Origin of the sequence: Domibacillus sp. PGB-M46, from assembly GCF_022668875.1 — a bacterium.
Lineage (GTDB): Bacteria > Bacillota > Bacilli > Bacillales > Domibacillaceae > Domibacillus.
In genome coordinates, this window is sequence record NZ_JAKGCR010000013.1 from 90,033 (window position 1) to 102,775 (window position 12,743).

At 44.6% G+C, this 12,743-nt stretch carries 9 protein-coding genes and 1 riboswitch; of the genes, 4 read left to right on the top strand and 5 right to left on the bottom strand.

From position 1 onward, the window contains the following. Nucleotides 1-125 precede the first annotated feature (125 nt). Nucleotides 126-225: riboswitch (purine riboswitch) on the top strand. A 43-nt stretch (nucleotides 226-268) separates the two neighbouring features. Together L2D08_RS15245 and L2D08_RS15250 are read left to right on the top strand one after the other, a co-directional pair. Then, nucleotides 269-1,606, top strand: coding sequence for a 5'-deoxyadenosine deaminase (locus L2D08_RS15245; RefSeq protein ID WP_242234856.1), 1,338 nt, complete (start codon nucleotides 269-271; stop codon nucleotides 1,604-1,606). A gap of 34 nt (nucleotides 1,607-1,640) precedes the next feature. Further along, nucleotides 1,641-1,823 (top strand): AraC family transcriptional regulator, encoded by a 183-nt coding sequence (locus L2D08_RS15250; protein ID WP_242234857.1) that lies wholly within the window; start codon nucleotides 1,641-1,643, stop codon nucleotides 1,821-1,823. Nucleotides 1,824-1,942: 119 nt separating this feature from the next. Here the strand turns inward: L2D08_RS15250 and L2D08_RS15255 are convergent, their stop codons facing one another. Then, nucleotides 1,943-3,607, bottom strand: a complete 1,665-nt coding sequence (locus tag L2D08_RS15255; RefSeq protein WP_242234858.1) for a glycoside hydrolase family 13 protein — start codon at nucleotides 3,605-3,607, stop codon at nucleotides 1,943-1,945. Nucleotides 3,608-3,955: 348 nt separating this feature from the next. On the opposite strand from L2D08_RS15255, the gene L2D08_RS15260 reads away from it, so the two are divergent. Both L2D08_RS15260 and L2D08_RS15265 read left to right on the top strand, forming a co-directional pair. After that, nucleotides 3,956-5,602, top strand: coding sequence for a PTS transporter subunit IIBC (locus tag L2D08_RS15260; protein ID WP_242234859.1), 1,647 nt, complete (start codon nucleotides 3,956-3,958; stop codon nucleotides 5,600-5,602). A gap of 3 nt (nucleotides 5,603-5,605) precedes the next feature. Continuing rightward, nucleotides 5,606-6,373, top strand: a complete 768-nt coding sequence (locus L2D08_RS15265) for an endonuclease/exonuclease/phosphatase family protein (RefSeq protein WP_242234860.1) — start codon at nucleotides 5,606-5,608, stop codon at nucleotides 6,371-6,373. Nucleotides 6,374-6,411: 38 nt separating this feature from the next. Here L2D08_RS15265 and L2D08_RS15270 read toward each other — a convergent pair whose 3' ends face one another. The 4 genes from L2D08_RS15270 to L2D08_RS15285 all read right to left on the bottom strand — a co-directional run. Next, a complete protein-coding gene (locus L2D08_RS15270; RefSeq protein ID WP_242234862.1) occupies nucleotides 6,412-7,035 on the bottom strand; it encodes an SGNH/GDSL hydrolase family protein in 624 nt (207 codons plus the stop codon). Nucleotides 7,036-7,356: 321 nt separating this feature from the next. Then, nucleotides 7,357-9,138, bottom strand: a complete 1,782-nt coding sequence (locus L2D08_RS15275) for an ABC transporter ATP-binding protein (RefSeq protein ID WP_242234864.1) — start codon at nucleotides 9,136-9,138, stop codon at nucleotides 7,357-7,359. Then, on the bottom strand, nucleotides 9,139-10,890 hold the full coding sequence (locus tag L2D08_RS15280; protein WP_242234866.1) for an ABC transporter ATP-binding protein: 1,752 nt from the start codon (nucleotides 10,888-10,890) through the stop codon (nucleotides 9,139-9,141). It abuts the gene before it with no gap. A 1,044-nt stretch (nucleotides 10,891-11,934) separates the two neighbouring features. Continuing rightward, nucleotides 11,935-12,743: hypothetical protein (locus L2D08_RS15285; protein WP_242234868.1), on the bottom strand; the 809-nt coding region annotated here is incomplete at its 5' end.

Genomic DNA, 12,743 nt, shown 5'->3' on the forward strand with positions numbered 1-12,743 from the left:
CCGCTTACGAATGTACTTCCTCCCCCATCATTTACCTGAATGAATCACGTTTTCCGGGTAATAGAAAAAAAACAATGTAAGATTTTCTTCCACTTCAGTTGAAGCGTCTTCTGCTTCCTCTTATTCTAATGATAAGATACCTTTTTCGTATATCCCCAGCGATACGGGCTGGGGGTCTCTACTTGGGACCGTAAATTCCAGGCTACGAAAAATCAGCATGGGCGCTGGTTTTTTTCGTGGCTTTTTTTATTGACTGGGAGGGATGGAGATGGGAAGCTTATTTATTAAAAATGCTCAAATCGTAACGATGAATGCGCAGGAAGAGATGATAAACGGAGATATTCTCATTCGGGACAGCCGGATTGAAGCAGTCGGACCGGCTTTGGACGAAACGCCGGCTGACCGTGTAATTGATGCTTCAGGCCGAACCGTGATCCCCGGCTTTGTTCAAACCCATGTGCATCTATGCCAAACACTGTTTCGCGGCAAAGGTGATGACCTTGAATTGATGGATTGGCTGAAAAAGCGGATTTGGCCGCTTGAAGCGTCCCATGATGAAGAATCTGTTTATTATTCAGCGATGCTTGGGATCGGCGAGCTTCTGCAAAGCGGTACAACAACAATTGTCGATATGGAAACCGTTCATCATACCGATTCTGCATTTCGTGCGATTGCCCAAAGCGGTATTCGCGCGCTCTCCGGTAAAGTTATGATGGATAAAGGCAATGAAGTGCCGCTTGCCCTGCAGGAAAACACAGCAGCATCCATCCAGGAAAGCGTGGACCTGCTGGAGAAATGGCACATGTACGACAGCGGGCGCATCCAATATGCTTTTTCACCGCGCTTTGTCGTTTCCTGTACAGAGGAATTATTGAAAGAGGTACAAAAACTGTCCGTCCACTACAACGTCCATGTGCATACCCATGCTTCCGAAAACAGAGGAGAAATCGCTATTGTTGAGCAGGAAACCGGGATGCGCAATGTTATATACCTCGATCATCTCGGTCTTGCCAACGAACGGCTTATCCTGGCCCACTGTATCTGGCTGGACAAAGAAGAAAAGCGGATTATCCGGGAGAAAGGTGTGCATGTCAGCCATTGTCCGGGCTCGAACTTAAAGCTTGCATCCGGTATTGCCGATGTTCCTGAGCTGCTTGAAGCCGGCTCCTCCGTAAGCCTTGGAGCAGACGGTGCTCCGTGCAACAACAACCTCGATATGTTCAATGAAATGCGTCTTGCCGCCTTGATTCAAAAACCGATCCACGGCCCGGCCAGCATGAACGCCCGCACCGTTTTCCGCATGGCTACAATCGGCGGCGCCCGGGCTGTTGGAATGGGGCATGAAATCGGCAGTATTGAAGCTGGAAAAAAGGCAGACCTGGTGATGCTAAACTTAAATCATTTCCATACCTTCCCTTCTTACGATGTAGATCCCATCTCACGCATCGTTTATTCAGCTACCCGTGCGGATGTGGAAATGACCATTGTCGACGGGCGAATTGTCATGGAAAACAGCATGATGAAAACGATCGACAAAACGACTGTGCTAAGAGAAGCAGATGCATCGATTAAGCGGCTGCTCAAAAAAACAACAATCATGCATTAAACTCATCCAAAAAGCGGTTTAATCGTACATTCATATGCTGAAGCTTTCCAAAGCGAAGGATTTACTTACTCTTTCGGATGAAAGCATTGGAAGCATCGCCCGGACAGTTGGCATTTCAGATGAACGGTATTTTATGAGGCTGTTTAAACAATATGAAAAGCTGACGCCTTCCGAATACCGCAAAGCTTACCATCGTATTCAGCTCAATAAAGAATAAAAGGTGGGCAGAACCAGCTTGAGCAGAATCTAAACCTTTTAGACCATGATTTTTCTTTGCCGCGCCACCAAAAACAAAACCGGCTTAAACGGTAAGGTTTAAGCCGGTTTTCATTACTATTAGAGGTGGTACACACGTGTTTCATATGGGTGCAGCACTAATTCACGAGCCGGACTGTCTTCCTGCACTCTATAATTGTGCAGCAGCAGCTGAGCGGCATCATAAGAGACACCTTCCTGCTTCGGAACCGGCACTGGCTGATCTGACAAGTTAGCCAGCACGATTACCCGGTCGCTTCCGAGAGTACGTGTGTATGCAAACAAGCGTTCGCTCTCCTCAATCACTTCTTTATAAGCGCCATACGTAAACACATCATACGCTTTTTTCATTCGAATCATTCGTTTGTAAAAATTCAAAATAGAGCGTTCATCCTGCTGCTGCGCTTCTACGTTAATGCGAGTATAGTTGTCATTCAGTTTGATCCACGGCGTTCCCGTCGTAAAGCCGGCATTGCTCTCGGCCGACCACTGCATCGGCGTGCGAGAGTTGTCGCGGCTTGAATTCCAAATAATTTGCATCATTTCATCATGGTGAATGCCGGCTGCAGTGCCAAGCCGGTACATGTTTTTCGTACGAACGTCGTTATAATCTTCAATGCTTTCGTATTTTACATTGGTCATGCCAATTTCCTGCCCCTGATAAATAAAAGGTGTTCCCTGCATTAAAAAGTACACCGCCGCAAAGGCCGTGGCGCTTTCATACCAGTATTCCCGGTCGTTGCCCCATGTGGAAACCACGCGCGCTTTATCATGGTTTTCAATGAACAGCGCATTCCAGCCTTTGTTTTCAAGCGCTTTTTGCCACTTTGTCATCACTTTCTTGTACCCCGGAATATCCAGGCCCGTTTCTTTTTCAGCATTCCAAAGCTCAAGATGTTCAAATTGAAAAATCATATTAAATTTCCCTTTTTCTTCACCGACCCATTCATTAACATCTTCCGCTGTTACACCGTTCGCTTCACCGACTGTCATAATGTCGTACTTAGCGAACGTTTCAGCTTTTAATTCTTCAAGAAACGGCTGAATGCCTTCTACATTCATATGATAATCGTAAGAAGGCACGTACTTCATTTCTTTCGGATTCGGCAAATCAGGCAGTCCCGCTTTTTTCTTAATATGGCTGATCGCGTCAACACGGAAGCCATCGATCCCTTTGTCGAGCCACCAGTTAACAGTTTCGTAAAGAGCCTGGCGCACTTCGGGATTTTCCCAGTTTAAGTCCGGCTGCTTTTTTGAAAACAGGTGCAGGAAAAACTGGTCTGTGAGCTGATCATATTCCCACGCCGAGTCGCCAAAAATACTTTCCCAGTTATTCGGCTCCCCTCCACTTTTGCCATCGCGCCAAATGTACCAGTCGCGTTTTGGATTGTCCTTAGAGGAACGAGATTCAATAAACCATGGATGTTCATCACTCGTATGGTTGATCACGAGGTCAAGAATCAGCTTCATTCCCCGTTCATGTACAGCTTCCAGAAGCTCGTCAAAATCATCCATCGTCCCAAACTCATTCATAATTTCTTTGTAATCGCTAATATCATATCCATTATCATCATTCGGCGATTCAAACATCGGACAGATCCAGATTACATCAATGCCAAGATCTTTTAAGTAGTCCAGTTTGGAGATCACCCCTTTAATATCTCCAACTCCGTCTCCGTTCGAATCCATGAAGCTGCGCGGATAAATTTGATATGCGACTGCTTCTTTCCACCACACTTTGTTCATATGACGACCCCCGTATCCTCTCTTATGCTTCTTACGTGTATTTTAGCATGGAAGGCGGAAAACATGTGTGAATATCCCGCTTTCCTCTGACCCTTCTTTTTTTGTTTTTACTGTTTGATACGCCCTAGTATAAACTAGACTGAAAACCAGTGCAATCGTTTTCACAAAAAATAAATCCAATATTCTTTGGTGAACACTTATCTTTCTGTTAAAACAAGCGAAACGATAAAAGAAATCTGTTCTTTAAAAATTATTCTTGCTAAATGAAAGCGCATTTATTAGAATAAGGTTCATGCAAACGTTTTCGTTACATTTCACTATTACATCTAATCAAGGGGAGAATAGGGTATGAAGAAATTAACGTCTTTTGATTTTTGGCAAAAACTTGGAAAAGCGCTGCTCGTCGTCGTTGCCGTGATGCCCGCAGCCGGGATTATGATATCCGTCGGCAAACTGATTGCCATGATGAGCGGTGATATCATCTTTGTGCAAACAGCAGCACACGTGATGGAAGACATCGGCTGGGCCATTATTGGCAACTTACATATTTTATTTGCGGTTGCCATCGGAGGCTCCTGGGCAAAGGAACGGGCAGGCGGCGCGTTTGCAGCCCTTTTAGCTTTTGTTCTGATTAACCGGGTGACCGGCGCTTTATTTGGTTTAAACAATGAAATGATAAGTGATCCAAAAGCATCTGTCTCATCTTTTTTTGGAAGCGAGTTAATTGTAAGCGATTATTTTACTTCTGTGCTCGGTGCCCCGGCACTTAATATGGGTGTGTTTATTGGTATCATTTCCGGTTTTGCCGGAGCCGTGATTTTTAATAAATATTATAACTTCAGCAAACTGCCGGCTTCTCTTGCTTTTTTCAACGGAAAACGGTTTGTGCCTTTTGTGGTCATTGCCTGGTCCGTTGTGATAGCCGTTTTGCTGGCGGCCGTCTGGCCGTTTATTCAAGGCGCCTTGAACGAGTTTGGAAAATGGATTGCCACTTCAAAAGATACGGCACCAATTATTGCCCCTTTTGTATTCGGTACACTTGAACGTCTGCTTCTGCCTTTTGGTCTCCATCATATGCTGACGGTTCCGATTAACTACACGTCACTTGGCGGCACGTATACGATGCTGACCGGCTCTTCGGCCGGGCAGGTTGTAGCCGGGCAGGACCCGCTTTGGCTTGCCTGGGCGGCAGATTTAAACAATTTAAAAGCAGCTGGCGATATGACGGCGTATCAAGCACTGCTGAACGAGGTAACGCCTGCCCGCTTTAAAGTGGGCCAAATGATTATTTCTACTGCCTCACTTATTGGAATTGCGCTGGCCATGTATAAAAATGTGGACAAAGACAAACGTGCTAAATACAAGCCGATGTTTTTATCTGCCGGACTTGCTGTTTTTTTAACAGGTGTAACAGAACCGATTGAATTTATGTTTATGTTTGCTGCCCCTCTTTTATATGTGGTATACGCGATTTTAACCGGCTTGAGCTTTGCTGCGGCTGATCTGATCAACCTTCGTCTTCATTCATTCGGGCTGATAGAGTTTTTAACACGCATGCCTATGGCGGCAAAAGCAGGACTGACACGTGATATTTTTAACTTTGTTATTACATGCTCTGTGTTTTTCGCTTTAAACTTTACGATCGCGAACTTCCTGATCAAAAAGTTTAACTTTCCGACGCCAGGCCGGGCTGGCAATTACACAGATGATGAAGAAACAAACGCCAAAGCCAAAAGCGCTGCGCCGACGGCAGAAGGAACAGCGGCCGCTGCCATCATCCGGCTGCTGGGCGGTACTGACAACATTGAAGATGTGGATGCTTGTATGACACGACTTCGCGTGACCGTTAAAGATGTGGACAAAGTATCGGGAGAAGCAGAGTGGAAAAAAACCGGGGCGCTCGGTTTAATTTTAAAAGATAAAGGCGTGCAGGCCATTTACGGCCCTAAAGCTGATGTAATTAAGTCCGACGTACAGGATTATTTAGGGGTGTAAAATATGAAATTACTTACATTAAACTGTCATTCCTGGCAGGAAGAGGATACCCTCCAAAAGCTAACGGAACTCGCCCAAACAATTGCCGAAAAATCATACGATGTTGTAGCGCTTCAGGAGGTAAGCAAGTCGAATGAAGCCGGGCACGCGAATTACGCAGAGCTGCTTGTGCAAAAGCTGCATGACCTTGGTGAAAAGGATTATACATTCATTTGGGATATGTCGCACTTCGGCTATGAGATATATGAGGAAGGCGTGGCCATCATTACGAAGCATCCTGTAAAAAGCCATGATTCTTTTTTTATTACAGACCAGCACGACATGGATAACTGGAAAACACGTAAAATTGTTCAGGCTGTGATCGATATCAACGGTGAGCCTGCCTCTTTTTTCTCCTGTCACCTCGGCTGGTGGCAGGACGAGGAGGAGCCCGCAAAAAAACAGCTTGACCGCCTCCTATCCAGGGCTGCATCCAAAGAGCTTACCTTTTTGATGGGTGACTTTAACGGAGATGCTGCTGTGCGAAATGAAAATTACGATTATCTGTTAGCAGCCGGGTTTTGGGATACGTACATCCTTGCTTCCGAGAAAGATGAAGGATACACCGTTAAAGGAAAGATTGACGGCTGGGATGGAAACAAAAAAGATCTGCGAATTGATTATATCTTTGTGAATAAGCCCATCGAGGTTATATCATCCAAAGTGATTTTTAACGGTATCCATAAACCGGTTGTATCCGATCACTTCGGCGTTGAAGTGGTCATCTGCTAAAAATTAAGGCGTTCTCCTGCGGGGAGAACGCCTTTTTCTTATGATAGTCCTTTTTCGCGTATGGCATGCAGCCAGGTCCGCGCCATCAGTGTATTTCCTGTCGAGTTCATGTGAACCCCGTCTGTCGTCAGCTTATGCTCACCTTCCGCACTTACATACTCGATGAAAGCCTGGTGCATCGGCACAAGCACAGCGCCATATTCGCCGGCCAGCTTCTGAACAATCTCAACATACGGCTTTAGAAGCTCGTTGCCTTCGGAGCGCGGATCTTCTTCAATAATCGTCGGTTCCATTAACACAAGCCGAATGCCCTCAGATTGATCAAGTAAACGGCGGTATACCTGTTCAAATTTCCCGGGTAATATTTGATTCATCTCTTTTGAATCAAGCTGCCGCCATACATCGTTGATTCCGATTGATATGGACAGGACTGTTGGCCGTTCGTTTAACACATCCTGCTCCCACCGCTCTGCCAGATCGGTTACCCGATTGCCGCCAACCCCTTTATTAATAATGACAGGTGCGTTCACAGGCGACTCGCAAATAAGCTGATCACGAATCATCCTTACATATCCATCCCCCAGCTCTTCCGGCTCTGCCCGGCGTCCAGAATCGGTGATGCTATCTCCAATAAATACAATCCGGTCTTCCTTCGTTAACATTTCTATTCCTCCTTTAACGAAACTGTTTTTTCCAGCTCACTTTTATTAAGATGCCCGCACGCTTTGGGCTGAATTCGTCCATTTCACTTATACCGGCCTTTCCCCTATCAGCTCTTCCATATTCAGAAAAACAGCTCGTTCATGGGGTAAATGGTTCGGCTCCGGCTTGTGCAAACGATCTGCCATTCCCTTTCTTCCCGGTTCCAAATAAGAACCCGATCTGCGGCGCCATTATAAATAGGATCACGAAAAAGCGACGCTTTCGGCGTAGTCTTCCTCCTTTCAAAAGCCCGGCATCGCCGGGCCTGCGTTTTGATTGTATTATCCAGCTTCTAAAGCACGGCGCTGTGATAAATAAAGCTTTGAGTACGCGCCGCCTTTTTTCATTAGTTCATTATGCGTTCCCTCCTCCACAATTCGACCACCGTCAATAAAGAAAATACGATCAGCGTTTTGAATCGTGGACAGACGGTGCGCAATAATAAAAGAAGTTCGCCCTTCAAGCAGCTGCTCCAATCCTTTTTGAAGAGCCATTTCCGTTTCGGTATCAATGCTTGATGTTGCTTCGTCCAAAATTAAAATTTTCGGGTCCGCCAGAAGAGCCCGTGCAAACGAAATAAGCTGGCGCTGGCCGGATGAAAGACGTGTGCCGCGCTCATTCACCTCTGTTTCGTACCCTTCTTCCATTTCGCTAATAAAACGGTGTGCCTGAACCGCTTTTGATGCTTCAATCACTTCTTCATCCGTCGCATCAAGGCGGCCATACCGGATATTGTCCATAATCGTGCCGGAAAAAATAAACGGATCCTGCAGCATGACACCCATCTGGCTGCGCAGCGACGAAAGCGTGACCGTTTTAATATTTATTCCGTCCACTCGTACACTGCCGCTCTTCGTATCATAAAACCGGCTGATTAAATTGATGATCGTCGTTTTTCCAGACCCGGTCGCCCCAACAAGCGCGATCGTGTCTCCCGGATTTACCGTAAAGTTCACGTCCTCAAGAATGTTTTTCTCTCCTTCGTAGCCGAACACGACATGATCGAACGTTACCTCACCGCGTATAGGCGGCAGTATACCAGCATTTGGCGCATTTTGAATGGCCGGTTCCTCATCGATCGTCTCAAAAATGCGCTCTAAATACGCCATCGCATTAATAATGGCATTATAGAAATTGCCGATATTCGCAAGCGGCTGCCAGAACATCCAAATGTAACCGACAAACGCGACCAATTCCCCCGCTGTGACACTTCCGTTCAGCCAAAAAATACCGGTAACATAAACGAACGAAACGGTAATCACCGAAATATTTTCAATGACAGGCCATAAAAGAAATTGAATTTTTACTCCCTTCATCCAAGCGGAACGGTAACTGTTGGATACTTCACGAAAGATTTGCTCGTTTTCTTCCTCACGCGCAAAGGCCTGTGTCACTTTAATTCCATTTAAGCTTTCATGAATATACGCATTCATATTAGATTGCTTGTTGCTGAGCTGCTGCCACGCTTTACGCTGAGCTGTTTTAATAAAAAAGATAAACCCGATCAAAAATGGGAAACCTGCCATGGCAGCCAGTGTCATTTTCACGTCAATCGCCAGCATAAAGCCAACAATGACCAAAACGCTGAACAAATCTGTAATAACGTTAATAATACCGTTGGATAAAAGGTCGCTGAGTGAGTTCACATAGTTTACGACACGCACTAAAATTTTGCCGTGAGGCCGGCTGTCGTAGTACGAAAACGACAGCGTCTGCAAATGAGCAAACAAGTCTTTCCGCAATTGTAAGATGACACTCTGCCCGATTTGAGACATCATTCGGATTCGATATTTTAAGCAAAAGCCTGTGACCGTGATAGCCGCTAAATAAAATCCGGCAAGCAGTGCAAGTCCGCCCACGTCTCCGTTTGGGATTTTGTCGTCGATCGCCGTTTTAATTAAATATGGACCGGTCAACGTTGCCCCGCTCGCCAAAAGCATCAGGAGAACAGTAAGTATGATTTTTCCTTTAAACGGCTTTAAATATTGAACCATCCGTTTTAACTGGTTTATATCAAAGGCAGACTCCAACTCTTCATCTACATCAAATTTATTACGTGCCACTTACATCACTTCCTCGCCAAATTGGCGGCTGTCAAAGTCACCAAATTGATTTTTGAATACATTAAAGTAACGGCCTTTACGCTTCAACAAGTCTTCATGCCGGCCGCGCTCTACAATCCGCCCGTCCTCCAACACCAAAATCAGATCTGCTTCTTTAACGGAGGAAATGCGGTGAGCGATAATAAAGCACGTTTTTTTCTGTAAAACGGACCGGAGCGTTTTTTGAATGCGCATCTCGGTTTCTAAATCAACCGCGGACGTCGTATCGTCTAAAATTAAAATGGGCGCATCCAAAAGCAGTGCTCTCGCCAGAGAAATCCGCTGCCGCTGTCCGCCTGACAAACCGACGCCGCGCTCACCGATAATCGTGTCGTACCCTTCCGGAAGCTTGGATATAAACGCATGGGCTTCCGCTTTTTCTGCTGCCATCTTTACTTGCTCCATCGTCGCGTCCGGCATTCCATACGCAATGTTTCCTTCAATCGTGTCGGAGAACAAAAAGATATCCTGCATAACCATAGCGGTATGCCGGCGCAGAGACCGGATATCCCATTCCTTCACATTCATTCCTTCCACTTTCACTTCACCGCTGTCTGCATCATAAAAGCGGCAAAGCAGATTGACGATCGTTGATTTCCCAGCACCTGTCGGACCGACAATCGCGACAGTCTGGCCTGGCTTCACCCCAAATGTAATATTGGATAAAACCGGTTCATCTTCATAGCGGAACGTTACATCCTGAAACTGAACAGACAGTTCGCTGACAGCCGGCGCCTTTTTCGATAATGTATTGGCAATGCCCGGCTGCTCATTGAGCAAATCTTCAATCTTTTCAGCGGATGCGATAAACCGCTGAACGTCATTAATCAGCCAGCCCGCCATTCGCATCGGGTTGTTCAACGCCCAAATAAGAGAATTGAACACGACAAGCTCCCCAATAGTCAGTGACCCTTGAATAACCATAAACCCGCCGGCTAAGATCATGACAACAAGCAGCACCCCCGCCAGTGAATCAAGCACCGGAAGATACTTTTCCCATACACGTGCCGATTGAATATTCTTTTCTTTAAAAGCTTTGTTTTCAGCTGAAAACTTACCAATCTCATGGTCTTCCTTGGCGAAGGCTTTGACAACCCGGTTTCCGCTGATATTTTCCTGTACAACAGAGTTTAAACGCGCGAACTGTGCCCGAATTTCCGAGAATGTCGGCCGGACCTCACTGCTCATTCGATAAGCAAAAAAGGCGATCACCGGTGTTACAGCGATCATCGCCAGTGTCAGCGGCGCGTGAATGGTAAACATAAAAACAATGGCAAACAACAGGACACATATGTTTTCCACAATCATATACGTTGTCCAGGCAGTAAAATGGCGCACTGCTTCCATATCACCTGTCATCCGCGCCATAATGTCGCCTGTTTTTGTCCGGTCATAAAAACGAAAATCCAGCTCATTCAGTCTGGCGTACAGCTGCTCGCGAAGCGTAAAAATCACCCGCTGGGAAGTACGCTCAAACAGAAGCTGAAAGCTGTAGCGGATAACGGTTTTCACCATCGTAACCGCTATCATAAAACCGAGCAGTACCCAAAGCAGCTCTATTTTCCCTCCGTACACTACGTCATCGACAATTCGTCCTGAAAAATACGGATTCAGCATGTTCAATCCTGCAACAAGTAATACAAGTGAAAACCCCAAAAAAAGGCCGGATTTGTAGTCCCTCATATACGTCCAAATCCATCTTAAACTATGCACGTTCCATTCCCTTCCTTCCGCGTATTTTCATCATGGCCTGTTATGGTGACAATCGATCTTTGATGAAAATAAGGACCCCTTCCATACAGTGGAATTGAAATACGTTCATTTTATTCCTTCGAGCCTCATGTATCCATTCTTTTTACTTAAAAAGAAAAAATTCTCTGTTTATTGAACAAATCTTCAAAAAATCAAGAAGAAACAGATGAATATCTGCCATTTTTCACACAAAAATCAAAGACAACGAACTCGTTTTCTTCATTCTTATCATTCACCTGATGAAATGAATACTCCTAGCTACTGTCCATTTATGAAAGAATAATAGACGTCCTTCCGCTAAAACAGGGCAGGGTTCATCCGGTCAGTCCTAATCATCTGCTTTTAGCGTCACACTGCTATTTTTTTAGTGATTTACTAACAGAAATGTGTGCTTTAGCATGGGTATACACGTGTTTCCCTCCAAATAAGACCGTATCAGCAGAACTGATCTGGGCTTTTTTAAATCTTGTAATATGCAGATGGTATCATATCTATCTCGGAAAGTAGAAAAGCATGTTTACGAATACATTCGCAAAAATCTTTATTTTTCTTTTTTAATTCATTACGCAATAAACGTGCTAGAAGCACTGCAAAAAAAAAAACAGCTCTTTCAAAAGAGCCATCTACTGATCGTTATTTTGATAAAAATTATTAACTTTGATTAATTCTTTGCATAAAGGGCTGTCTGCATCTGAGAACGACATACTGCGATCCGGGTTTTTAGAAAGCAAGTTTTGTACTTTAGGCGTTTTCTTAAAGCGGTTCATTAAATGATATGGAGTAAGAGAATCTTTTTATTTTGCAAGATGATTTTTAAAAGTAGACGGGGCTAACAGCTGAAGCAGGCTCTTGTAGAAGTTTGAATTCGTGTGGACAAGCATCCTTAGAGTAAGGAACAGGAAACTTGATTTGATGCCAGTTTATATATAGAAAAACAAAATAGCCTCAAGCGGCTATATAAAAACGTCTTCGCCATGGCTGCTCTTTCTGCAAAAGAGCAGCAGATTACTTTTTCATCGTTTCCCGTTTCATCCTTTTTTCCCGCAATGCCTTATACTTTTTTTCCGCCTGCTTCATGAGAGAATAATATTGGGATTCAAGATATTTTTCTGTTTCTTCAGTTGTAATAACAGGCACCCAGGCTTCTTCTTTTTCTTCTATTGGAGTGTTCAGAGGAAGACAATTACTTGACTGACCTAGTGTGGAATCGATACATTTTTCCTTTTTTGTATTGAACCTCTTTCCCTCTCGATTTCTTTGAATATGCGTCTGACTAAACGAGGAATCCTTTGAAGAACTATTGATAATGTTTTCTCTTTCTTTATCAGCAGACATATCTTTGGTCGTCTTTCCTGCGTTCCGTATTTCCTCTTCTTTCTGATTGGCAGCAATTTGTTGTCTTGCAGGGTCTCTTGCTTCTTTTATTTGTTTTAAGTGTCTCTTTCTCTGTACTTCAACTTCTTTTCCTTTGAAAGATACTTCGTTTTCATTTATTTCATTTTGTCTTTTCATCTGAGTGACAGGCTCTTCTTTCTGCTCATTCGGTTCTTCCCGGCTGTTTAAGGAAACTTCCTCTTCATTTTCTTCATTCTGTTTTTCTATCTGAGTGACAGGCTCTTCTTTCTGCTTTTTCAGTTCTTCCCAGCTGTTTAAGGAAACTTCCTCTTCATTTTTTTTATTTTGTTCTTCCGTCCGAGCGAAAGGTTCTTCTTTCTGCTCTTTCGGTTCTTCCCAGCCGTTGGAGAAAGCTTCCTCTTCATTTTTTTCATTCTGTTTTTCCGTCTGAGCGAAAGGTTCTTCTTCCTGCTCATTCG

Excerpts from the sequence above, each read along its gene's own strand:
- L2D08_RS15245 (WP_242234856.1), top strand. The coding sequence starts at position 269 with ATGGGAAGCTTATTTATTAAAAATGCTCAAATCGTAACGATGAATGCG.
- L2D08_RS15250 (WP_242234857.1), top strand. The coding sequence starts at position 1,641 with ATGCTGAAGCTTTCCAAAGCGAAGGATTTACTTACTCTTTCGGATGAA.
- L2D08_RS15255 (WP_242234858.1), bottom strand. The coding sequence starts at position 3,607 with ATGAACAAAGTGTGGTGGAAAGAAGCAGTCGCATATCAAATTTATCCG.
- L2D08_RS15260 (WP_242234859.1), top strand. The coding sequence starts at position 3,956 with ATGAAGAAATTAACGTCTTTTGATTTTTGGCAAAAACTTGGAAAAGCG.
- L2D08_RS15265 (WP_242234860.1), top strand. The coding sequence starts at position 5,606 with ATGAAATTACTTACATTAAACTGTCATTCCTGGCAGGAAGAGGATACC.
- L2D08_RS15270 (WP_242234862.1), bottom strand. The coding sequence starts at position 7,035 with ATGTTAACGAAGGAAGACCGGATTGTATTTATTGGAGATAGCATCACC.